Raw genomic sequence first — 20,549 nt, forward strand, 5'->3', positions numbered from 1 at the left:
GGTCTTGTCAGAGAATCCGGACCGACTTGGCCTGCGGCCCCCGGTCGCCCTGCTGGATCTCGAACTCCACCGCCTGGTTCTCCGGTATGCCTTGGTAGGCGTACTCGTGCACCTCGGAGTGGTGCACGAAGACGTCCGGCCCGCCGCCTTCGGGGGCGATGAAGCCGAATCCCTTGGTGCCGTTGAACCACTTCACGGTTCCTTGAGTCATCGACGTACTCCTTCGGTCGTCCGGGACACGCCGAGCGCCTCCGGGAAAGCCACGATGATCGGTGCGTCCTGAACGGAACGCGCGGCACGCGGTCGCAGGCCGGACAGACCCAGCATCTCGAGGAGATCGCGGCAGTCCTGCGCGTCGTGGCAGTGCTCCGCGACGCGGTGCGCCGCTTGCCGTTGCTGAACGACCTCGGCTTCGCTTGCAGCGAGCCGTGCCTCGGCGAAGTCGGCTGCGGCGCCGCGCGGTCGGTCGTGCAGCCTGATTCGGGTCATGCGAACACCCGCTCACTTCGCGTGGTGCGACCGAGTGGGAAGGGCGAGGGGAAGAGCTGGCGATCCGGCGACAAGCCGGTGCTCCGATCTCCGGCCGGGCGAGACAGCGCCGGACCGAGTTGGATCGGGGTCCGCGGCGGCTGGATGCCGGCAACTGGAACCCCAACTGCCGTGGACAGTACTCGGTGCGGGACCGGCCTGCTGCGCGCCGCCTCCGCAAACGTCGGCAGGGGGTCAGCGCTCCGAGGGAACGCGAGGTGCCGGCACCGGCTCCAGGAACAGGTTCGTCCAGGCAGGCTGGTCGCAGTCGGCAGGGCCTGACTGCGCGTGCGGCTGATGGGTCTCGGGATGGCTGAACAGATCGTTCGCCGAAGAGCGGATCACTTGGTACTTCCCGTTCGATGATGGAGGAGATCTGATCTCCGAAGGGAGAATTCAGGGCGCGGAACGCGGCCACCTCCCAGCCAACGGTACACGCTCGGTGCCGCGAGAGCGGCTGTCTGCCAGCACCGTGCTCGAAGGACTTGGTTCCGCGCCAACCTTCGTGATCGCTTCACGCTGGCGTCCGTCGACGAACTGGTTGGCGGACGTGCGTAGACTGGTGATCACCGAGAGCATGTCGTGCAGCAGCGGTCGAGCTGGTGCCGCCTCGGGCGCGTCACGAGACCCGGCCTTGCGGCTGGAGGTGGCAGCGCCGGGCCGACCTCGGACTCTTTCCGCGGCCTTGGTCTTCGCCGCCCGCGTTCTCTTTCCGCACCACCGTTCATCGGAGTTCCCGCATGACCACGTCCGAACCGCTGACCACCGCCACCGAAGTCGGGCGTGCGTGCGCCGTGTGCCCCCACCCGTGGGCGGAGCACGACCTCTTCGGTGTGCGGTACTGCACCGCCACCGCGGCCGCCGCGTTGGCCCGAGGATGTATCTGCTCATGACGACCACCACCGTGCTCACCACCGAGCGGCTGACTCTGCGCCCGTGGCGGCTCGAGGACGCGCCGGCGGCGCTGGAGGTGTACGGGCACGCGGACGTGACACGCTGGTTGAGCCCCGAGATGGACCAGGTACCGGATCAGGCGGCCATGAGGTTGCTGGTGCAGCAGTGGATCGCGGAAAGCGCGAGGCTGCCCGCGCCGGCGGGCCGGTGGGTGATCCAGCGCGACAGCGACCGCCAGGTGATCGGCGGCGCCGTGCTGCTCCCGTTGCCGCCCGGCGAGGAGGACCTGGAGATCGGCTGGCAGCTGCGGCCCGACACCTGGGGCAACGGCTACGCCACCGAGACCACGCACGCCTTGGCCGCCTGGGCGTTCAGCCAGGACGTGAACGAGGTGTTCGCCGTCATCAGGCCGGGCAACGCCCGAGCGGCCTCCACCGTGCGCAACAACGGAATGCATTGGGTCGGCGAGACCACGAAGTACTTCGGCATCGAACTGCAGGTGTTCCGCCTCCGCGCGGCGGACCTGGATGCCCGCGCACCGGCCTCGCTCGAACCGCCGAACCGCGACTGACCACGTCGGCACCGAACGCACTTCGTGCCGGCGCACCTGGCCAAGCCGGGCGTGCGAGTCGTCGGACTCGGCTGCGGAGGGGAAGCCCAGGAGGCTCGCATGACCGCGTGCGCGGAGCAGGACAACCGCTTGACGGAGCTGGGGTGCGGACCAACTTCGCGAAAGTCGTCGAGGAGTGGGTGAACGCCGCGGCGGCTCTGCTGCGCGGGCGTGCGACGAAGGCGGAGCTGATTCCTCGTCAGCCCAGCTACCTGCGGCTACCGTTCGATGACCTGTCTCGCGACTCCACGGCGGCTGGCCCGTGTTGTGCACGAGGGACAGGGCGTCGACCACGCCGATCTCCAGTCGCCCGGCGACCCGTCGCCGCGAGCTCGCGGTGACCCGGAACAGTGTCGGGTGACCTCCGCTGCGGAACCGAGAAGCGGCCGGCGTTCCGGTACCGCTCGCAGATCCGGACATCCCACCGTCTGTCCACGAGCGTGTCGGCCGGCTCCGCGGACGCTCGTGCCACCCGTTGATCGGACGCTCCGGTCACCTCTCGGTCGCCTTCGACGCGCTCGCGTGGTCGCAGACCGTGTCCGCTGTCGCGACGGAACACCGCATTTGCGGCCGAGGAAGTCTTGACGGTTCCCAGTGCAACGTCCGGCGGCCACGTCCGGACACTTTTTCCAGTGGTTTCCAACTGTCGCTGCCGACGCCCGGTGCAGGTCGGGATCAGGATCGGGCGGCCGAACGATCGAGCGGTGATCGGCCAGGTCATGCGCGCAGTCAGCAGTCCTGACGCACGACCTCGAGGTGCGGCGGAAATAAGGTGCTGTAAAAAGGCGGAAAATGAGAAAAGGGTGTAGTGTCATTTTCGTCGAGAACACATCGTGCCTGTGCGGTCAAGCCCAGGTCGTGCTCGGCGAAACCTGAACCGGCCTTTTTCCGGCCGGAGACGGGAGTCCCGGCATGACGTCGGCTCCGTACCAGTCCACCACCCCATCGGCCGGCGAGCAGCCTCGGTACCCGCTGCGGTTGCGGTTGAGCCCGAAGGCGCTCGCCACGGGGTGTGTCGACGGCGCCTGGTGGCCGCGTTCCCGGGACCTCGCCGCCGAACTGCCGGCGCTGCTCGCGGTGCTGGCAGTTCGGCTGGGTGAGATCCCGCGGGTGAGCTACAACCTGACGGAGTGGGACACCGCGCCGCGCCAGATCGCCGCGGCCGGCGTCCGCGTGCGGCTCAGCGGGTTCTGGTCCCGGCCCGCGCACACCGTCGACCTCGTCGCGGGGGACCGGCGCCGCATCACGCTGCTCGTCCTGCCGCCGGGCGCGGACCCGTCCGCCGCTCACCGCACGATGATGCGGGCCGCCCGGCGCGGCAACGCCGACACCGTCGAGGATGTGCTCCGTGAGCCCGTTCCGGCCACCGAGACGTCCACTGTGGACCGCTGGAACGACGAGGGCGGCCACGTACCCGAACAGAAGACGAGGGAAGCCCTGTGAAAGAAGCGAACTTCACGTCCGCCTACGACCGCCGTCTCACGATGGTGCAGGACGTGTTGACCAGCCGAGCCGAGCTCGGCAGTGAGGCCGCGCGGGAACTGGCCGTGCACGTGTTGCGCGCGCTCGACCACATCCCGGAGCGGGTGCGGTGAACTCGCGCCACAACGGTCGCGAGGCACAACCGGCGCGGGGCACTCGGCTGCTCCGCGTCGGCTGTGCGTTCACCTACCGGGCGGAGGTGCCCACGCCGGCGGTGTTCATGGTGAGACCGGACCGGCGGGACCAGGTGCGGTTGAGCGGTGAGAACCTGTTCACCGAGCCCGACGTGCTCGTGCGGGACCACGTCGACGTGTACGGCAACTGGTCGTCCCGCCTGGTGCTGCCACCGGGACTGTCCACGGTGAACTACGCCGCGTGGGTGGATGTGCCCGACCGCGTCGAGGACGTCGACGAGACCGCGCCCGAGAGGTGGCCCGACGACCTCCCCGGCGAGGTGCTGCTGTACACGTTGCCCAGCCGGTACTGCGTGTCCGACGTGCTGGCGGACGAGGCCTGGTCGAGGTTCGGCGCGCACCCGCCCGGCTACCGCCGGGTGCAGGCGATCTGCCGGCACGTCCACGAGTCGCTGGAGTTCGGTTACGGCACCTCGACGGCGTTGTCCACCGCCGCCGACGTCAACGCTTCCGGGCTCGGGGTCTGCCGCGACTTCACGCACCTGGCGATCTCGTTCTGCCGAGCCCTCAACATCCCCGCTCGCTACGTCTTCGGCTACCTGCCCGACCTGGACGTGTCGCCGGACGGGGCGCCGATGGACTTCGCGGCGTGGATGGAGGTCTGGCTGGGAGACCGCTGGTGGACCTTCGACCCGCGCAACAGCGTGCAGCGCAAGGGCAGGGTGGTGGTCGGTCGTGGCAGGGACGCCGCGGACGTCGCCATGGTCACCACGTTCGGAGGCCCTGTGCTGGAGTCGATGGTCGTGCAGGCCGAGGAGGACATGGCGCCCGCGTGGCGTTGAGCACGCTCAGGGCCTCTCCGGCGCGGGTGCGACGGTTCTCGCCTCGACGAGGCCGAGAACCCCGGCGTGGTCCACCGACGTCCACTGCCAGTGCGAGTGGGCGTGAGAAGTGGTTGTGAGGACAGCAACTCATCGCGGTGTGGGAAAGGGAACCGTCACCGATCAGTCTGGGCCGGAGGACTGCGGTGTCCGGTCGGGAGGGTCGTCGCGCCTCGAGAACGAGAGCGGAGTCCACTTCGGACTGCCATGTCGGGCGACCGGACGCACCGTGTCATCGGCGCGCGAACCAGCTCGGCGGGTTCAGCGCGGGCACGGTGGTGGCGGGATCGGTCGCCAACGGCCTCCAGCCGCCGGGGAACTGGCTGTCGGACAGCGCGTTCGGCCGCCTGGTCATCCGCAGGCCGAGTGGTGTCGTGAGTTCGATGCCGGTGCTGATCGGGCCCGAGATCATCTCGGTGCTCCCGCCTCCGTCCGGACATGCCGGTCGGGGTCTCTGGTGCTCCGGAGGGGGCACCTGGCTCGGTCGCCGATGCACGAGGTCCCCTCGGACCACCAACTCTACGCCCAGGACGGCCGTTCGGACAGGGGCGATCCCGCCGGCTGCGCCTGCGCTCGAACGTGCTCATCGGCGAGATCGAGTTGCCGCTCGCCGCTCTCGAACCTGTTGTTCCCGCTGCGGTGCCGGGGCGCGCCTACCTGGGCGGCCTGCTCGACGCGATCGCGACGCGCAGCGCGTTCAGGGCGTGGTGTTGCTCCAGCAGCACGGCGGGCACCGTGGAATCCAGCACTGCTGCCGTTTGCTCGGCGGACAGGCCGTGCACCACCCGGAGCTCGAGTATCAAGCGTTGCTCCTCGGTGAGCGCGGCCAGGTGCGTCATGTCGGCTCGGAACGGATCGCTCACTGAGGCACGTCGAGCAACAGGGGCAGCGCCACGGTGGCCAGGTGCACCACGGTGACGATCTCGTCGGGCGTCAGCCCCTCACCGGTGTCGCGGTGGATCTCCAGGGCACCGAGCGGTTCGGCGCCGACCGCCAGGGGGAACACGAACACCGCCTCGACCCCGGCCGTGACCGCCGCAGCCGCGAAGAGCGGCCAGCGCTGCGAGGTCGCACGGTCCACCAGGTTCGGCACGAACACCGGCCAGTTCTGCCGAACCGCCTCGAACGCGGGCCCTTCTCCGAGGGCGGACTGCAGCTCCGCGATCTCCTCACCGCAGAACCCCGAGCTCGCGGACAGGCAGATGGGACCGTGCCCCGTCCGCAGGTAGATCGCCGTTCCGGCCGCGTTCGTCGTCACCCCGCAGACGGTGCAGACGGAACGGATCGCGGTCTTGCGGTGTTCGAGCCAGGTCGAGACGTCGTGCGGTGCGGTGGCCGGAGCCCCGGTGAGACCGAACATGGCCGGCAGCACTCCAGACCAGCGTTGGTGAAGTGGTGCCGCCGTGGACCGGGACGGCTTGGCGGTTCTCGCCTGGCCGGACCAAGCGCGGTCGGCCACAACGCGATGTGGACGCGATGCCCGCCGCCGTTCGTGCATCCCGGTGAACCTGTTCGGCAGGGGCTTCCGCGGCGCCTCAACGGTTGTACATGGCTTCGAGTGCGGAGCGGCGGGTGGTGACGTCGCCTGGGTCGTCCCCGAAGACGATCAGGTGCAGCGTGGACTGCTTGACCGGGTTGTCGGTGCGGCGCGTGTCGTGGCCGCCGGTGACCAGCAGTCCTCCCCGCTGCAGGGCGGGTCGCAGCGCGGCCAGCAGCGCGGCGATCGGCGCTGTGGTGGTGAGCTTCGTGGACTCCGAGGGGCGGTCGAGGGCGTCCGGGCGGATGGTGTGCAGTGCCAGCAGCGGGATGGAGCCGCTGGTGATGCGGAAGTTGAGGTCGAGCATGACGAGTCTGCCGTCGTGCGTCTGGGCGCAGTCGAGGCTGCACATGCCGCGGTACCCGACGTCGGCGGCGCGCTGGGCGATCGCGAGGCACTCTGTGAGCAGGTCGGCGGGGAGGGGGACGACGAGCCCGAAGCGACCCCCTGCGTAGACGCCGTGGGCGTCGATGCGCTGGTCTGTGACCGCGAGCAGGCGGGCCCTCCCGTCGGCGGCGACGTAGAGCTGGACACCCCAGTTGCGGTGGATGTCCAGGTACTCCTCGACGACGACCTCGCTGAGGATGCCGGTGAACGCGGGCAGCGTCACGAGATCTCCCGCGCGGTGCAGGTAGACGTCGAGGCTGGCGCCGTGGGCGGCGTTGGTGGCGGCTTTGAGGACCCAGGACTTCTCGGCGGGCGTGGCCTCGGCGAGTGCGCCGATGGCCACGATCTGGCGACGTGCCTGGAACCGCGGCTCCACGAAGGTGCTGATGCTGGCCTTGTTGTTCAGGTAGCCGACGAGCTCGGCGCTCTTCACCGAACGTTCGTCGGGGCTCACGCCGGCGGGCTGCGGGTACTCCATGGACAGGCGCAGACCGTCGCTGAGGGCTTCACTGACGCGGGTGGCGAACTCGGCTTCGGTGCGGAACTCCCGCGCGTCGGTGCTCACGGGCAGGCCGCCGTCGAGAAGCGTGGCGATCAGGTTGGGCTCGGTGCCACCCGCACTGGTGATGACGGGAGTGCCGGCGGCGACGGCGAGGGGACGGGCGGACAGGACGTCGCGGGTGTTCCGGTGCGTGCTCGACGGCACCGCCGGCTCCTGGGCGGGCCGGGCGCAGACGGCGACGTCGGGGCCGTAGATGTCGGTGAGGGTGCGGGGAGCGGCCGTGGCGGGGGTGAGTGCCGGAGCGGTGATGGGAGGTCTCCCTTGTGGGGGTGGTGCTGAGCCCGGTGAAGGGCGTGGAGTGGGACGAACCTTCCGCGAGCGGTGAGACGCCGCCTGGACCAGGCGTCCGCTCTGAGATGAAAAGCGCCTTCCGGCATGAACCCGAGGCGACGTGAACCTCAACTGTCTCACGTCTCGTGGGTTTTGGGTGTCCACGACCGTCCCGGCGGAGTGGCGGGAGGTCCGGCGGGCCTGCGCCGTGGCCGTGCCCTCGTCGCCGGACGTGGTTGTGCCCTCGTCCTGCGGAGGGATAGCGCGGGTGGGGCAGCGGCTCGTGTCGGCGCTTTTCGCGGTTGGCTGATGGGAGTTCGGAGTGGAACACGAGTTCAACGAGGCCGCGGACCAACCGGTTCTGCGCGCCACTGACCACGACGGCATCGCGGTGGTCGAGATTGCCGGCGAGCTCGACATGAAGACGGCGAAGACCGCGCTCGCGGAAGTGCTCCTCGTGCTCGACCAAAGCCCCAACGGCATCGTCGTCGACCTTCACGCGGTGACCTTCTTCGGTTCCGCCGGCGTCAGTCTGCTCGTCTCCGTCCAGCAGGAGGCAGGGCGGCAAGGCGTCCCTTTCGGCATCGTCGCGGTGCACAAGGCGGTGACGAGGTCCTTGACCGTGAGCGGCATGGAATCGCGACTACCGTTGTTCCCCACCGTGGCCGATGCCGTCATCGCCCTTCGTGCCGCGTCCCCACCACCGCGGCGCTGACAGGTCCGGTGGGACGTTCGTCGCGGTGCAGGGCTTGTGGGTGGCGACGCCTGCCAAGGACGGCGCCGGGCTCGTGGTGTGCGGGCTGTGTGGCCGTCGGATGGATGGGCACTGGGGGCATGGGCGAGCGGGCCATCGGTGCAGGCATGGCTTCAGCAGCGCCAAGCGACGCCCCCAGGAGCGCACCGCGGAACCTCTACGTCCGAGAAGACCACTCGCTTGAGGCACTGCCACATCTACTCGCGCGGACCGCTGGGCCCGTGCAGGAAGGTGTGGGTGAGGAGCTGGTCGATCAAGTCCGCGAGCAACGCCTGCAGATTCACTACGGCGGCGAGCATCTTGAAATTCGACCCGCATCACTAACGCTGAAACCGCGGAACCTTTCCGCTGCGAGTTGAGGAAGGCGTCGATTGGGCGGTGTCGCGGTCTGCACGCCCGAGCCTCGGCAGCGTCTACGAAGATCCTCTTGCGCCTGCCTACAGGCATAGCAGCGGTCATTCCACGAGTTTGGGCAGGAGGTGGCCCGCGGACTCCTGGAGCTGTCCTCGCAGGTCGTCGAGGTCGATGTCGACGAGTTCGTGCTGTCGTTTGCGCCAGCTTCCGGCGATCATGACCGCCTCGATGTCGCCGGAACTCGCGTAGAGCGCCGTCGCGACCGGATCGCTGATCGGCCACAACCTCGGCGCGGAGCCGTCGATGACGACGAGGTCGGCCTGCATGCCCGTTTCGAGCCTGCCGACGCGGTCGTCGAGGCCGAGCGCTCTGGCGCCTTCGACCGTTGCCCAGGCCAGCGCCTGTTTGGCGGTGATCGTGGCGGTGAGGGAGAACGCGCCGGTGGTCTGCCGATGGTGGTCGTGGTCGCGGCCGCGCTGGTGGGCCAGCGCGATCCGGGCAGCGGAGAGGACGTCAGCGGGGGTGACCGCGTCGGTGTCGGTGCCCAGCGACGGTGCGGCGCCCAGTCGGAGCAGGCGTCCGGTGACGGGGGAGCCGTGGCCCTGGCCGAGCTCGTTCTCCGGCGTGCACGTGACGCTCGCTCCCGCGTCGACCAGGATCTTGATCCACTCGTCGGTGAGCCCGGCGCCGTGCACGACGTTGGTCGAAGGGCTCAGCAGTCCGGCCGCCCGCACCGCCTCCCACCCCGGCCCTGGCACTCCGCCGCTCTGGTGCATCGACACGACGATCCCGCGCTCGGAGGCCGCGCGGAAGTCGGTGACCGCGACCTCTGGAGTGGACAGTTGCGGGCCGCGGACGGCCAAACCGAAGGTCAGCAACGCGTGGGTGCCGGCCGGACCGTCGAGCAGCCGGTCGATCTCACTCACGGGGTGGGCGGCGTTGGCAACGGCATACGGGGTGCCGTGCAGGAAGACCCCGCGGATGCCGGACGACAGCAGGCCATCGATCGCCGCGTCGGTGTGTTCGGGTGTGGGCGTGTTGTGGCACCAGTCGCCCAGGGTCGTGGTGCCGCGGTCGAGCTGGCTCAGCGCGCCGGCGAGCGTCCCGGTGCGCATGTCTTCCGGGCGGTAGTGCTCGGCCACGGCGCCGTGCATGCGACCGAGGTAGTCCGCGAGCGTCCAGTCGATGCCTGCACCACGCAGCGCGGTCTGCCAGGTGTGCAGGTGGGCGTTGACCAGACCGGGCATGACGATGCGGTCCGTGACGTCGACGATCTCCGCACCGGTGTCGTCGAGATCGGTGCCGATCCCGACGATGCTGTCACCGTCGATGAGGACGTCGCAGCGTTCGGCGTCGGGCCGGTGCGGCGCCATGGTGATCACCTGCGCGCCGCGCAGCAGGATGCGGGTCATCGTGCGGTCTCCTGCTGGGCCACGGGCGTCAGCGCGCGGGCGGCGGTCTGGATCGAGGTGAGGAAGTTCCGGGTGGCGATGTGCCCGATGTAGCCGTCGGGCCGGATGAGCAGCAGGGTGTCACCCTTGATCCCGTAGATGCGGCGGAAGTCCTCCCCGGCATCGACGGCGACACGCCGCAGCGGCGCCCCCGCGTTTGGCCACTTGAGCTCCTCGCTCGCGATGGTGGCATCCCGGCCGTAGGCGATGACGGTGAAGTGCGGACCCCGGAAGGCGTCGAACAGGCGCACCGATGCGCCGTTCGTGTCGAGCAGTTCGGCGTCCGGCGCACGATCACCGACCTGCAGCGTCGTTGTGCGGTCGCAGTTGGTTGGCGCGAGCGGGCCGCCGTAGTAGGTCAGCGACAACTGCTGTTCGTCCTTGCCACGGCGCAGGCTCGACGGATCGAGCTTCGCGATGCCTTCGTACTTCTTCGTGGACAGGCCGAGCACACCTGCGGCGATCGGTAGGCGTTCGGCTTCGTAGGTGTCCAGCAACTGCGGGTCGGCCCCTGCGAAGACCTGGGCGAGCTTCCAACCGAGGTTGTAGGCGTCCTGGATACCGGTGTTGAGTCCCTGTGCGCCGGCGGGGGTGTGCACGTGCGCGGCATCGCCGGCGAGGAAAACGCGACCGCGGCGGTAAGCCTCGGCCAGGCGGATGTTGGGCCGGAACACCGACCGCCAGCGGATGTCGCTCAGTTCGATGTTCCGGTTGCGGGTGTGGGCCTGGATCCGCCGGGTGATCGCCTCCACTCCCACCGGAGGTTCCTCGTCCGGGGCCAGACGGATCATCCACTGGAACAGGTCGCTGTGCGGCAGCGGGCATGCCCCTGCGAACCGGCCCTTCACGCCCGGCCAGGTGTGCCAGCGATCGCGGGTCAGACCGGTCGTGACGGCGTCGACGATCAGCATCCGGTCCTGTTCGTCGGTCGTGCCGAGGAAGCTCAGGCCGAGCTGGCCGCGCACGGCGCTCGAACCGCCTTCGGCTCCCACGAGATAGCGTGCCGTGATCTTCTCGGTGCCGCCGTCCCCGGTCGTCGTCGCGGTGACCGAGGTGCTGTCCTGAACGAACTCGACGAGCTCCCAGCCGTACTCGACCCTGCCGCCCAGCTGATCGAGCCGGTCGTGCAGCACGCTGTCGGTGCGGTACTGGGGAATCAGCCGGGTGTTCGGGTAGGGAACGTCGGCCGTGCGTTCGCGGTTGCGGAACATGCGCCACGGTGCGGCGACCGGTCCGAGGTGGATGCCCAGGCGCGGGTAGTCGCTGCTGGCCGCGAGAACCTCGTCGATCGTGCCGAGGTCGTCGAACACCTCGAGTGTCCGCGGCTGGATGCCCTTGGCGCGTGAGCCCTCGAACGAGTGCGGAGCCTTGTCGATGATGCGGACGTTCAAGCCGCGGCGCACGAGGTCGATCGCCAGCGTGGTGCCGGTCGGGCCGGCACCGGCGATCAGCACGTCGATGATTCGGGAGGTGTTGGGGTCGTTCATGGTCAGAGCCGATCTGGGTGGGGAACGGCGAACGAGGCGAGCAGATCGCTGACGTCGTCAGGCCGTTCGAAGGGGGCCATGTGCCCGCATTGGGCGAGGACGTGTGTCTGTCGTGGGCGCAGCAGCTCGGTGACGGTGTCGAGATGGGTGATCGGTGTGACCTGGTCGTCGTCGCCCCACACGAGCAGGGCAGGGATTCCCAGCTCGCCGGTCCGTCGGAAGAGTTCCTGCCGCTCGAACAACGGAAAGTCCTGCAGGGTCTGGAAGAACGAGTGGAGCGAGCCCTCGCACCGGTAGGCGTCGCGCACCATCGCGACCAGCTCGGCGGACAGCGCTGGGTCGCGGACGTTGTGCCCGAGGTGCCCCTCCAGCAACCGGCGGCCGAAGCGCCTGGCGACGAACCCGCTCACGAGATCGTTGCGCAGCAACCGTTGCAGCAGGGGACGAGGGCCCAGACCGGCCGGCCCGACGACGGTGAGCGTGGCCACGGCCTCGGGATACCGGTTCGTGTAGGCCATCGCGACGAGCGCACCCATCGACGTGCCGACCACGTGCCACGGTGACGTGAGGTCCAGGGCCGCGGTCAGTTCTGCCAGTTGCCGGACGAACAACGCCTCGTCATGGTCGGCGCGCACCCGGTCGGAACCGCCGCGCCCGTAGGCGCTGTAGGCCAGGGTGCGCAGTCCTCGGGCGTGCAACTGCTCGGCGGTTCTGTCCCAGTAGAACAGCGGGATCGTGATGCCGCCGACGAGCACGACGAGTGCGCCGTTCTCGGGACCGGCCAGCTCGTAGTGCGTCACACCGTCGGACAGCTCGACGTAACTGCCGCGCAGTGTGCGTCGTGTTGCCGCGTCGAGTCGAATGTCCTCATCGGACGCGACGAAGTACCTCATCGCTGCTCCTCTTCTGCGTGCAGGAAGTCGGCGATCGCCGCGGCCACCCAGTCCGGGTACTCCTCCGGTAGCAGGTGCCCGCCGTCGGGGTGCACGCGCTCCTGGGCGCCGGGGATGTCACGAACGAAGTACTGCCCGTCGACCTCGGCGCTGCGCAGCACCAGCGTCGGGACGGTGATCCGCTCGATCTCGCCGCTGCGGTCCGGCTGGTCGGTGCCCGCGAAGTCGACGAACGCCGACCGGTTCCCGGGACGGCTCGTCAACGCGTGCACCCGGTCCACCATGGCGTCGTCCACGATCGCCGACTTCGGGCCGACTGCTTCCCGCAGCCCGCGTTCGGTCGCGCTGCGCGGGAGCCATCGCCGCAACACGGGGCGCAGCAACGGGTTGCGTGCCAGCCGCAACCCGGCGGGCAGCGACTTCTCCGGATAGCCGGTGGCGTTGACGAGCACCAGCCCGTCGACCGCCTCCGGCGCGTCCAGCGCCAGGTTCCACGCGATGTTGCCGCCCAGCGAGTTGCCGGCCACCGCGAAGTGCGGCACCTGCAACGCGGTCATGAAGCGGGCGATCGTCGTCGCGTACGTCCGGACGCGGTAGTCGCGGTCCGGGCGTGGTCCGGTGCGTCCGAAGCCCGGCAGGTCCGGGCGGATCACGTCGTAGGACGACGACAACAACGCCGCGACCTTTTCGAAGCCCTCCAGTGACGACCCGCTGCCGTGGAGCAGCAGCACCGTCGGTCCCTGACCTGCGCGTTCGTAATGAACGCGCAGGCCGTCCACTGAGACGACCTGGGGTGCGGAGGCGGGGTTCCGGCTGCTCTTCATAATGGCTACAGTGTTGCCGTTATTGTGAGGGCTGTCAACCGGAGGTGATACTGATGGGTGTGACCAGTTCTTCTCTGCCTGCCGCTGAGGGCACTGCGCCCGCTCGGCGCTCACCTGGCCGTCCTGCCGTCCCGCTCGACCGGATCCTCGCGGCGGCGTTGCAGCTCGTCGACGAGGAGGGCGCCGACGCCCTGTCCATGAGGACCCTCGCCCAGCGGCTCGAATCCGGCACGGCCACGCTGTACCGCCACTTCACCAACCGGGCCGTGCTGATCGGTTACGTGGTCGACCGCGTCTTCGGCGAGGTCGAGCTGGATTCCGCCGCACTCTCGGAGATGAGCTGGGACGAGGCCTGCCGGACCGTCGCCCAGGCGATGTTCGACGCACTGGGCGAACACCGCCAGGTCGCACCCCTGCTGATCGAGCAGACGCCGATCGGTCCGAACGCGATGATGCTGCGGGAACGCTGCCTGGCCGTCCTGCTCGACGGCGGGCTGTCTCCTGGTCTCGCGGCACGCGCGTACGCCACGCTCGCGCGCTACGTCCTGGGCTTCGCCATCCAGCTCGCCGGATCGGGGAACGGGTCCGAGCAGAAGCAGGTGTCGGAGTACTTCCACACTCTGTCGCCCGCGGAGTATCCGGCCACCCTTGCGGTCGCGGACTTGTTGCCGGTGCCGCTGGAGGACGAGTTCGCCTTCGGGCTGGAGCTGATCATCAACGGTTTGCGCCAACTGCACACCCGGTGACTTCTTCGGGCTAACGCACGCGCAGGACGCCTGCTTTGCGGCATGGGCTCGAAAAGGTCGGGTCGCCGTCGCTTGCGGCCGGTGCGTAGCCGGGTGAGCGCGAGTTCGAGGATCTACCGGCACCGCCGTTCCGGTCGCGATGGAGGTTTTCGACTTGGTCGAGCGGAGGTGACGGCTTCCTCGGCCGCCACCTCCGCGCCGAAGCCGGACGCCGAGGTGCTGGCGTAGCCCTCGGCACGTACACAGCTGATCCGGCGGGGCGTGGAATCAGGCCTTCCAGGTGCGTTTCTGGCTCTCGACGTAGCGGCGGAACTCCTCGGCCATGTCGAAGCCCGCGCTCGTGGCGAGCCACTGCTGCTGCAGGCCCTCCATCGTGGCGATGGTGAGGCGGACCAGGGTGTCGACCGGTGTGTCGGAGCGGCATCCTCCCCGTTCGCGACCGTCGACGAGGCAGCCGACGTCGCGGCCGAGGTTCGTTCCCGCGGACTCGCCGCCGGGATCATGGTCGAGACACCCGCCGCCGCGCTGCTGGCCGACCGGATCCTCGAGGTCGTCGACTTCGTCTCGATCGGCACCAACGACCTCGCCCAGTGCACGATGGCCGCGGACCGCCTGGCCACGGACCTCGCACACCTCACCGATCCCTGGCAACCGGTGGTCCTGCGCTGGTGGCGATGACCGCGGACGCCGGCCGGCGTCCGCGGCAAACCCGTCGGGGTGTGCGGCGAGGCGGCCGCCGATCCGCTGCTCGCCGCCGTCCTCATCGGACTCGGCGTCACGTCGCGGGCTGGTCCTGCCGGGCTGACACGGGCATGGCCGGATGCGCCGGTGGCCGATGGCCGATCCTTCGCGGTCACCGGGCGGGCACCGGCGTCAACGGCTCCTAGGCCGGCGTCTCGCCGCGCAGCAGCAGCAAGGAGGCCAGGCCCAGCGCGGCCACGACGGCGAATAACCAGAAACCCCACGGGTAGGCGATGCCGGTTGTCACCAGCGCCCCGGTGACGAACCAGAGCCGGGCGATCGGGCGGATGCCGAACCGGTCGGCGATGCACAGCCTGACATTCCTCTCGCAGCATCGTCACGATCGCAACTTCCGCGAGCACTTCTCCGGCCACAGGTGGACTCCCTTGCTTGAGTACCACGGCGGAAGCCAGATCCGCTGAGGTGAACAACCGGTCCAGTTGGCCAACCACGGCGCCTACCTGCTGCTCAGATGCCAGGCCGCGCAGGTCTTTGCCTTGTTGCGGCAACTCACGGCCCTCGTCGTGGTCCTCGAAGGAGGAACGGCACGATGGTGATTCGCCCCTCGGCGGCAGGCTGAGAGGATCATTGCGGCGGACTTCTTCCACGCCGACACCGTGCTCGGAGCACGCCTGCACGTCACCGGCGTCACCGCGCATCCGACGCGGGAGTGGACGGTGCAGCAGGCAAGGAACCTGTCCAACGAGCTCGGAGTGCGGATGGAGTCTCTCCGCTTCCTGCCGCGTGACCGTGACGGTGAGCATGGCGACGACGCGTTCGAGGCCGTAGTTGAGGCGGATGAACTGCGTGTGATTGCGAGTGCGCCTCGAGCTTTCCGGATGAACGCGCATTGCGCACGTCGGCCGACGTGGACGCCGCGGGGCGCCCGCGTCTGCCGTGACTTCGCGCACTTGGTGATCTCGTACTGCCGGGCCCTCAACATTCCCGCGCGCTGTGTCTCCGGCTACCTGACGGACCTCGACGCGCCACCCGACGGGGCGCCGGTGGATCTCGCGGCGTGGATGGAAGTCTGGCTGGACGACCGCTCGTGAATCTGCGACCCGCGCACCAACGAGGCCCGGAGAACGGCGCGTCGTCATCGGTCGCGGCAGGGCCGCCACTGGTGTCGCCATGGCCGCCACCATCTTCGATGGCCCGTTGCCGGAGTCGATGGTCGTCCACGCCGAAGTGGACTTCGCGCCCGCCTGGCGATGAGGCGGTGGACCCACCGCCGAGCAGCCGGTGTAGCGTGGTGCCATCAGTCATGGTTCCGAAGTACCGGTCGCCCGTGATCACGTGTCACGGGCGTTTTGCTGTTCAGCATCTCCGAGGGCCATGGCGGATCACCTCCGGCTCCGCATCGTGCGGGTGCCGAATCATGCTTGGAGCGCACATGGCCACCGGAACCGTCAAATGGTTCAACGCTGAAAAGGGCTTCGGCTTCATCGAGCAGGACGGCGGTGGCGCCGACGTCTTCGTGCACTACTCGAACATCGCCGCTCAGGGTTACCGCGAGCTCCAGGAAGGCCAGAAGGTCTCCTTCGACGTCACGCAGGGCCAGAAGGGCCCGCAGGCGGACAACGTCGTGCCCGCCTAGTTCTTGTTCAGCCGCGTAACAGCGGCGTGCGCGAACGAACACCGAAGCCCGCCGGTTGGGTCCAACCGGCGGGCTTTGCTCGTGGAGCTGCGGGCGTCACCGGGCTGGGTGGCGGAGGGGTGAGCCGGCGTCGTGCAGGTGGCGCAGTACCTGGGCGTAGGAGTGGCGCAGGGTGGTTTTGCTGTAGGCGATGCCGTGTCGGAGGCAGAAGTTCTCGACGAGGGGTTGTGCGTGCCGCAGGTTGGGGCGGGGCATGTGCGGGTAGAGGTGGTGCTCGATCTGGTGGTTGAGGCCGCCGAGCAGGGCGTCGACCCAGCGGCCGCCGGTGACGTTGCGGGAGGTGAGCACCTGCTTGTGGAGGTGGTCGAGGCGCTGGCCATCGGTGATGATCGGCATGCCCTTGTGGTTGGGTGCGAAGGAGCAGCCGAGGTAGACGCCCATGAGGCCTTGGTGCACGGCGATGAACACGACCGCCTTCGCGGGTGACAGCACGAGGAACAGCGCCGCCAGGTAGGCGATCATCGGCAGGATCTGGAGTGCGGCTTCGCGCCACGGGTTGCGCAGTTCGTTGCGGCACAACGCGATGAGGCCGGAGATGCGCAGCACGGCGGCCTCCGCCAGCAGGAGCGGGAAGAACAGGAACGCCTGGTGCTTGGTGATCCAGCTGTACAGGCCGCGTTTGTGGGCGGCCTGGGCGCGGCTGAAGGCGAGGGCGTGGATCTCGATGTCGGGGTCGTGGTCCTCGTGGTTGGGGTTGGCGTGGTGGCGGTTGTGCTTGGCGACCCACCACTGGTAGCTGATTCCGGTGAGGCTGCCGTGCAGGTGCCCGACGACGTCGTTGTTGCGGTGGCTGCGGAAGATCTGCCGGTGCCCGGCGTCGTGCCCGATGAACGCCAGTTGCGTGGAGGCCACGGCCAGGACGGCTGCGGTGACCAGTTGCCACCAGGAGTCACCCACCATCACGAACGTCACGGCGATCGCGCCGAGCAGCAGCGCGTTGACCGCCATCCGCAGCAGGTAGTAGCCGCGTCGGCGGTTCAGCAGGCCGGCGGCCTTGAGCTCCTTGGTGAGGCGGGCGAAGTCGCTACCGCGATGGCGATCAGTCGTGTCTGTCGGGACGTCGTGCGTTGAGGTCATGTACCTGCTCCGGGGTGGCTGCGGTGAGCCGTTGTGGGTTTCACTTCTCGGCTTCGGTGTCCAGGCCGGGTTCGTCCGGTCCGGACTCTTCTGGCTGGCTGGTGTGCACGTCGGCGGGTGACACGTGTTCGTCGGCCTCGCTGCGCAGGGAGCGGATCGCGGAGTTGAGCACCGCCAGCAGGGGAACGGCGAGCAGTGCGCCCGCGATGCCTGCGACGAGCAGGCCTGCCGCGATGGCCAGCACCACCGCGAGCGGGTGCAGCTTCACCGCGCGTCCCAGCAGGAACGGTTGCAGGATGTGACTTTCCAGCTGGTTCACGGCGATGACGATGATCAGGACGATCACGGCGGTCAGCGGACCGTTGGCGACGAGTGCGATGAGGACGGCGACCGCACCGGCCACCACCGCGCCGAAGATCGGAACGAACGCGCAGATGAACACCAGTGCCGCCAGCGGAACCGCCAGGGGCACGCGCAGCACGGCCAGTCCGATGCCGATGCCGATCGCGTCCACCACCGCGACCGCTCCGGTGGCGCGGACGTAGCTCACCAGCGCGGCGAGGCTGCGCCGGCCCGCGACGTCGACCCGCCTGCGGGGTCCGTCGGGAACGACGCGGAGGAGGAACTGCCAGATCCGGGGACCGTCGTAGAGGAGGAACGCCAGCGCGAACAGCACCAGCAGCATCTCGGCGAGAACCCCACCGACCGTCGCCGCGGTGGTGATGGCGCCCGTCGTGATGCCGGACTGGTTGTCCTGCGCCGTTTTCACGATCCGGTCGGCGAAGTCGCGCAGCTGCGTCTCGCTCAGCTGCAGCGGGCCGTTGACGAGCCAGCCGGAGATCGCGTCGATGCTGCGGGCCAGTTGCGCTGCCAGGTCCGGCAGGCCGTTGACGAAGGTCACCACGACGAACGTCAGCATCCCGCCGAGCGCGAGCAGTCCGCCGACCAGCACCAGCGCGGTGGCGAGACCTCGGGGAACCCGGTGTGCCATCAGGAAACCGACGGCCGGTGCGAGCAAGGCTGCCAGCAGCAACGCGATCGCGAGCGGCACGGCGAGCGCCGCCAGCCTGCTGAAGATGACACCGACGACGTAGAGCGCAGCGACCACGAGGAGAAAGCGCCAGCTCAGTGCCGCACTGACCCGCAGCACAGCGGGAACCGGACTTCGTTCGAGCGGCACGTCACCGCGGTCGGTGCTCACCAGCGCCTCCAGTGTCGATATCCGACGCCGGGGTCTGGGGTCATCGGTGAGTCGGCAGATGGCTGCCCGTCTCTGCTCGGATTCCCTGCCGCGCAGGTCGCAAACCCGGCTGGGGCAGCGGACGCTCGCGAACCACTCAGGTGCGTTGCTCGATCAACGGATGCTCTCGGGGATGTGGTCCAGCGCGCCCAGCACGTGCACGGCGAGAGCTCGCGAGGATTCGGCGCTGAACCCGGAATGCTCGGTCAGGGTGTCCTGAACCAGCTTGAGCCTGCGCTCGTACAGGGACACGTAGGTCGACGCTGTCATCTCTTCTCATTCTCTCGGCTGTGGTACTCGGGTCTTGAGGGCGATCGAGGAGAACAGGTCCTCGACGGTGTCGGTGTTGTCGCGGTGCGCAGCGCGCATCATCGCTTCATGTGCGGCCGATGAGGACGTGTCGGGGGGAACGAGCAGCAGCGTGAGGCGGCGCCGGTCTGAGGCGATCAGGTCCACGGTGTGCGCGGGTCTGGTGCGGAACCCGTCCAGCCGGACCTGGATGCCTTCGGCGGCTGTGCGGCGGGGCGCGGCGTCCCAGTCGCTGAGGTGATAGTTGACTCTGGGGATCTCACCGAGCCGGACGTTCAGCACTGCGAGCAGGGCGGGCAGTTCGGTGGTGAGGTCGTGGGAACGTGGCCACCAGGCGCCGTCGACGTATCCCGTGGCAGGCGTCTGCGGCCGCAGACGCAGTCGCAGCGGAGACCGGGGTCGGTCATCAGCGTTGGCGGCCGGTGGGGCGTTGGATTGGTGAGGGACCGGCGTCATGCCGGACTCCAGTCTCGGCCAGAGAAACTGCCGGTTCAGGTTTCGTCGAGTACGACCTGAACTTGACCGCTCAGGTGCGAGATGTTCTCGACAAAATCAATCATACACCGCTTTAGTTGTGATCGACCGAAAGTCTTGCGTTTTTCGTGTCGTCGGTGAGCTTCCTCGAAGCTTCAGTCGCAACACCGCCGATCGTTCCGTTCTCACTGGTAGATGCCCTGGTGTGGAGAGATGCGGGACGGCGCTGTGCCGCTCGGCGGCCGAAGGGTCGCTATCGCCGGATTCTCATGTGAATTTCAGGTGATAGTGCGCACGGGTGCTATAGGGTGCGGAGGAGAAGCTATTTCGGACTTTTTCCGTTTTGAGACTGAGGGCAGCGTCCCGTTCGCTCGTCGGGCAGGCGGCTCGTCTTGGTCGTGAGGAGAGATTTCAGTGAGCACTGTCAGCGACAACGCGTGAACGCAACTCCACAAGATGCTTCAGTGATCGCGCAGCGACTGCACCTCGCCGCCGGCTTCCACTCGTCCGAACGCGACTGGGTCGTGGACCGCCTGGCCGCGCTCGGTTCCCGTCTGCGGTCCTACCGCGACGACGAGATCGAACTGGAGATCAGCCTCAAAGACCGCAAGGGCGTCGAGCAGCGCGTCATGCTGCAGTGCTGGATCAGCCACGGCCATCGGCTGCACCTCGTCGCCACCTCGTCCCAGCGAGAGCTTTCCGCGGCGCTCAACGAGGTCCGCGACGAACTGATCCGTCAGGTCGGCGAGACCAAGACCCGCACCGAGCCGCGCAGCAACCGCGCCCTGCGGTCCGTCCCGACACCACCCGAACTCGGCTAGCGGCACCGGCATCGGTCGGTCCGGCAACGCCCCGGCATCAGAGCGCGTGATCGGGATGTGACATCGGTGTGTCCGTGAGGTGAGAAGGCACCTTCCGCACCATGACAGGGCTCGACTGCCGAGTCCTGTCGGTCGCGGCTGGGCGAGGTTGCTCAACGAGGGCACGAAGCCCTTCGACGTGGTCGACTTCGCGAGCTCCTGGCTTGGTGGCAACGTGATGCCTCGAAGCGCGATGATTGCTTTCTGCGACCGGACCATCGCGGCGTCGCATCGTCGGCTCGACCGGGAGAACGCTGTCAGCCTTGCGAGAGGTATGCCGTACCCGACGCGTTGGGATCCGTTCTTCCGCGAGTTCATGACGGTGGCGGATCTGTACCGCTTTCCCATGCGGCACTTCGACTTCCACCGCGAGCAGCTGTCGCTCAGCTGACTGCCG

The 20,549-nt window shown here is 68.7% G+C and carries 26 protein-coding genes; 12 read left to right on the forward strand and 14 right to left on the reverse strand.

The annotated features are described in order from the left end of the window. Positions 1-7: 7 nt before the first annotated feature. Both QSK25_RS17730 and QSK25_RS17735 read right to left on the reverse strand, forming a co-directional pair. Positions 8-211 (reverse strand): cold-shock protein, encoded by a 204-nt coding sequence (locus tag QSK25_RS17730; RefSeq protein WP_285639594.1) that lies wholly within the window; start codon positions 209-211, stop codon positions 8-10. Continuing rightward, positions 208-489 (reverse strand): hypothetical protein, encoded by a 282-nt coding sequence (locus QSK25_RS17735; RefSeq protein ID WP_285639595.1) that lies wholly within the window; start codon positions 487-489, stop codon positions 208-210. The genes QSK25_RS17730 and QSK25_RS17735 overlap by 4 nt, the downstream gene beginning before the upstream one ends. 779 nt (positions 490-1,268) lie before the next feature. Here QSK25_RS17735 and QSK25_RS45380 point away from each other — a divergent pair. From QSK25_RS45380 to QSK25_RS17755, 5 genes are all read left to right on the forward strand, one after another. Continuing rightward, positions 1,269-1,421, forward strand: coding sequence for an RGCVC family protein (locus tag QSK25_RS45380; protein WP_352236001.1), 153 nt, complete (start codon positions 1,269-1,271; stop codon positions 1,419-1,421). Further along, complete coding sequence (locus QSK25_RS17740; RefSeq protein WP_285639596.1) at positions 1,418-1,993, forward strand: GNAT family N-acetyltransferase; 576 nt, start codon at positions 1,418-1,420, stop codon at positions 1,991-1,993. The genes QSK25_RS45380 and QSK25_RS17740 overlap by 4 nt, the downstream gene beginning before the upstream one ends. Before the next feature lie 951 nt (positions 1,994-2,944). Further along, a complete protein-coding gene (locus QSK25_RS17745; protein WP_285639597.1) occupies positions 2,945-3,475 on the forward strand; it encodes a DUF5994 family protein in 531 nt (176 codons plus the stop codon). Further along, positions 3,472-3,627, forward strand: coding sequence for a DUF6307 family protein (locus tag QSK25_RS17750; protein ID WP_285639598.1), 156 nt, complete (start codon positions 3,472-3,474; stop codon positions 3,625-3,627). The genes QSK25_RS17745 and QSK25_RS17750 overlap by 4 nt, the downstream gene beginning before the upstream one ends. After that, positions 3,624-4,490, forward strand: coding sequence for a transglutaminase-like domain-containing protein (locus QSK25_RS17755; RefSeq protein ID WP_285639599.1), 867 nt, complete (start codon positions 3,624-3,626; stop codon positions 4,488-4,490). The genes QSK25_RS17750 and QSK25_RS17755 overlap by 4 nt, the downstream gene beginning before the upstream one ends. Before the next feature lie 271 nt (positions 4,491-4,761). Here QSK25_RS17755 and QSK25_RS17760 read toward each other — a convergent pair whose 3' ends face one another. The 4 genes from QSK25_RS17760 to QSK25_RS17775 form a co-directional block, all read right to left on the reverse strand. Then, positions 4,762-4,941, reverse strand: a complete 180-nt coding sequence (locus QSK25_RS17760) for a hypothetical protein (protein WP_285639600.1) — start codon at positions 4,939-4,941, stop codon at positions 4,762-4,764. A gap of 241 nt (positions 4,942-5,182) precedes the next feature. Continuing rightward, positions 5,183-5,392 (reverse strand): sigma factor-like helix-turn-helix DNA-binding protein, encoded by a 210-nt coding sequence (locus QSK25_RS17765; protein WP_285639601.1) that lies wholly within the window; start codon positions 5,390-5,392, stop codon positions 5,183-5,185. Beyond that, entirely contained in the window at positions 5,389-5,889 is a 501-nt protein-coding gene (locus QSK25_RS17770; RefSeq protein ID WP_285639602.1) for a GAF domain-containing protein, read from the reverse strand. Before QSK25_RS17770 ends, QSK25_RS17765 begins: the two co-directional genes overlap by 4 nt. A gap of 175 nt (positions 5,890-6,064) precedes the next feature. Further along, positions 6,065-7,705 (reverse strand): hypothetical protein, encoded by a 1,641-nt coding sequence (locus QSK25_RS17775; RefSeq protein ID WP_502881866.1) that lies wholly within the window; start codon positions 7,703-7,705, stop codon positions 6,065-6,067. Between QSK25_RS17775 and QSK25_RS17780 the strand changes: the two genes are divergently transcribed. Further along, positions 7,608-8,000: an STAS domain-containing protein gene (locus tag QSK25_RS17780; RefSeq protein WP_285639605.1), complete on the forward strand. Its 393-nt coding sequence runs from the start codon at positions 7,608-7,610 to the stop codon at positions 7,998-8,000. The two genes, QSK25_RS17775 and QSK25_RS17780, sit on opposite strands and share 98 nt — an antisense overlap. A gap of 494 nt (positions 8,001-8,494) precedes the next feature. Here QSK25_RS17780 and QSK25_RS17785 read toward each other — a convergent pair whose 3' ends face one another. From QSK25_RS17785 to QSK25_RS17800, 4 genes are read right to left on the reverse strand one after another with little or no spacing between them, the layout of a single operon-like run. Next, positions 8,495-9,805 (reverse strand): amidohydrolase family protein, encoded by a 1,311-nt coding sequence (locus QSK25_RS17785; RefSeq protein WP_285639606.1) that lies wholly within the window; start codon positions 9,803-9,805, stop codon positions 8,495-8,497. After that, the gene (locus QSK25_RS17790; RefSeq protein WP_285639608.1) at positions 9,802-11,331 is read right to left on the reverse strand and encodes an FAD-dependent oxidoreductase; all 1,530 of its coding nucleotides are present in this window, start codon (positions 11,329-11,331) and stop codon (positions 9,802-9,804) included. The genes QSK25_RS17785 and QSK25_RS17790 overlap by 4 nt, the downstream gene beginning before the upstream one ends. 2 nt (positions 11,332-11,333) lie before the next feature. After that, complete coding sequence (locus tag QSK25_RS17795) at positions 11,334-12,224, reverse strand: alpha/beta fold hydrolase (protein ID WP_285639609.1); 891 nt, start codon at positions 12,222-12,224, stop codon at positions 11,334-11,336. Then, positions 12,221-13,048 (reverse strand): alpha/beta fold hydrolase, encoded by an 828-nt coding sequence (locus QSK25_RS17800; RefSeq protein WP_285639611.1) that lies wholly within the window; start codon positions 13,046-13,048, stop codon positions 12,221-12,223. Before QSK25_RS17800 ends, QSK25_RS17795 begins: the two co-directional genes overlap by 4 nt. 59 nt (positions 13,049-13,107) lie before the next feature. On the opposite strand from QSK25_RS17800, the gene QSK25_RS17805 reads away from it, so the two are divergent. From QSK25_RS17805 to QSK25_RS17820, 4 genes are all read left to right on the forward strand, one after another. Further along, a complete protein-coding gene (locus tag QSK25_RS17805) occupies positions 13,108-13,794 on the forward strand; it encodes a TetR/AcrR family transcriptional regulator (RefSeq protein WP_285639614.1) in 687 nt (228 codons plus the stop codon). Between the two features lie 357 nt (positions 13,795-14,151). Continuing rightward, positions 14,152-14,472, forward strand: a complete 321-nt coding sequence (locus QSK25_RS17810) for a putative PEP-binding protein (RefSeq protein ID WP_352236093.1) — start codon at positions 14,152-14,154, stop codon at positions 14,470-14,472. Positions 14,473-15,152: 680 nt separating this feature from the next. Next, positions 15,153-15,587, forward strand: coding sequence for a transglutaminase-like domain-containing protein (locus QSK25_RS17815; RefSeq protein ID WP_285639615.1), 435 nt, complete (start codon positions 15,153-15,155; stop codon positions 15,585-15,587). 341 nt (positions 15,588-15,928) lie between these two features. Next, positions 15,929-16,132 (forward strand): cold-shock protein, encoded by a 204-nt coding sequence (locus QSK25_RS17820; RefSeq protein ID WP_285639616.1) that lies wholly within the window; start codon positions 15,929-15,931, stop codon positions 16,130-16,132. A 96-nt stretch (positions 16,133-16,228) separates the two neighbouring features. Here the strand turns inward: QSK25_RS17820 and QSK25_RS17825 are convergent, their stop codons facing one another. The 4 genes from QSK25_RS17825 to QSK25_RS17840 form a co-directional block, all read right to left on the reverse strand. Next, positions 16,229-17,269 carry a fatty acid desaturase family protein gene (locus tag QSK25_RS17825; RefSeq protein ID WP_285639617.1) on the reverse strand — a complete coding sequence of 347 codons (1,041 nt, stop codon included), beginning with the start codon at positions 17,267-17,269 and terminating at the stop codon, positions 16,229-16,231. Positions 17,270-17,309: 40 nt separating this feature from the next. Continuing rightward, positions 17,310-18,470: an AI-2E family transporter gene (locus tag QSK25_RS17830; RefSeq protein ID WP_285639618.1), complete on the reverse strand. Its 1,161-nt coding sequence runs from the start codon at positions 18,468-18,470 to the stop codon at positions 17,310-17,312. Positions 18,471-18,623: 153 nt separating this feature from the next. Next, a complete protein-coding gene (locus tag QSK25_RS17835; RefSeq protein WP_285639619.1) occupies positions 18,624-18,779 on the reverse strand; it encodes a DUF6307 family protein in 156 nt (51 codons plus the stop codon). 6 nt (positions 18,780-18,785) lie between these two features. After that, positions 18,786-19,274 carry a DUF5994 family protein gene (locus tag QSK25_RS17840; protein WP_285639620.1) on the reverse strand — a complete coding sequence of 163 codons (489 nt, stop codon included), beginning with the start codon at positions 19,272-19,274 and terminating at the stop codon, positions 18,786-18,788. Between the two features lie 482 nt (positions 19,275-19,756). Here QSK25_RS17840 and QSK25_RS17845 point away from each other — a divergent pair, with 482 nt between their 5' ends. Further along, the gene (locus tag QSK25_RS17845; protein ID WP_285639621.1) at positions 19,757-20,113 is read left to right on the forward strand and encodes an HPF/RaiA family ribosome-associated protein; all 357 of its coding nucleotides are present in this window, start codon (positions 19,757-19,759) and stop codon (positions 20,111-20,113) included. Positions 20,114-20,261: 148 nt separating this feature from the next. Then, positions 20,262-20,543 carry a hypothetical protein gene (locus QSK25_RS17850; RefSeq protein WP_285639623.1) on the forward strand — a complete coding sequence of 94 codons (282 nt, stop codon included), beginning with the start codon at positions 20,262-20,264 and terminating at the stop codon, positions 20,541-20,543. Positions 20,544-20,549 lie beyond the last annotated feature (6 nt).

It is taken from the genome of Lentzea sp. NBRC 102530 (assembly GCF_030269365.1).
Taxonomy (GTDB): Bacteria; Actinomycetota; Actinomycetes; order Mycobacteriales; family Pseudonocardiaceae; genus Lentzea.

What these genes read in the sequence shown, in the direction of transcription:
- QSK25_RS17730 (WP_285639594.1), bottom strand. Translation starts at nt 211, where the DNA reads ATGACTCAAGGAACCGTGAAGTGGTTCAACGGCACCAAGGGATTCGGC.
- QSK25_RS17735 (WP_285639595.1), bottom strand. Translation starts at nt 489, where the DNA reads ATGACCCGAATCAGGCTGCACGACCGACCGCGCGGCGCCGCAGCCGAC.
- QSK25_RS45380 (WP_352236001.1), top strand. Translation starts at nt 1,269, where the DNA reads ATGACCACGTCCGAACCGCTGACCACCGCCACCGAAGTCGGGCGTGCG.
- QSK25_RS17740 (WP_285639596.1), top strand. Translation starts at nt 1,418, where the DNA reads ATGACGACCACCACCGTGCTCACCACCGAGCGGCTGACTCTGCGCCCG.
- QSK25_RS17745 (WP_285639597.1), top strand. Translation starts at nt 2,945, where the DNA reads ATGACGTCGGCTCCGTACCAGTCCACCACCCCATCGGCCGGCGAGCAG.
- QSK25_RS17760 (WP_285639600.1), bottom strand. Translation starts at nt 4,941, where the DNA reads ATGATCTCGGGCCCGATCAGCACCGGCATCGAACTCACGACACCACTC.
- QSK25_RS17770 (WP_285639602.1), bottom strand. Translation starts at nt 5,889, where the DNA reads ATGTTCGGTCTCACCGGGGCTCCGGCCACCGCACCGCACGACGTCTCG.
- QSK25_RS17775 (WP_502881866.1), bottom strand. Translation starts at nt 7,705, where the DNA reads ATGTCGAGCTCGCCGGCAATCTCGACCACCGCGATGCCGTCGTGGTCA.
- QSK25_RS17785 (WP_285639606.1), bottom strand. Translation starts at nt 9,805, where the DNA reads ATGACCCGCATCCTGCTGCGCGGCGCGCAGGTGATCACCATGGCGCCG.
- QSK25_RS17790 (WP_285639608.1), bottom strand. Translation starts at nt 11,331, where the DNA reads ATGAACGACCCCAACACCTCCCGAATCATCGACGTGCTGATCGCCGGT.
- QSK25_RS17795 (WP_285639609.1), bottom strand. Translation starts at nt 12,224, where the DNA reads ATGAGGTACTTCGTCGCGTCCGATGAGGACATTCGACTCGACGCGGCA.
- QSK25_RS17800 (WP_285639611.1), bottom strand. Translation starts at nt 13,048, where the DNA reads ATGAAGAGCAGCCGGAACCCCGCCTCCGCACCCCAGGTCGTCTCAGTG.
- QSK25_RS17820 (WP_285639616.1), top strand. Translation starts at nt 15,929, where the DNA reads ATGGCCACCGGAACCGTCAAATGGTTCAACGCTGAAAAGGGCTTCGGC.
- QSK25_RS17825 (WP_285639617.1), bottom strand. Translation starts at nt 17,269, where the DNA reads ATGACCTCAACGCACGACGTCCCGACAGACACGACTGATCGCCATCGC.
- QSK25_RS17835 (WP_285639619.1), bottom strand. Translation starts at nt 18,779, where the DNA reads ATGACAGCGTCGACCTACGTGTCCCTGTACGAGCGCAGGCTCAAGCTG.
- QSK25_RS17840 (WP_285639620.1), bottom strand. Translation starts at nt 19,274, where the DNA reads ATGACGCCGGTCCCTCACCAATCCAACGCCCCACCGGCCGCCAACGCT.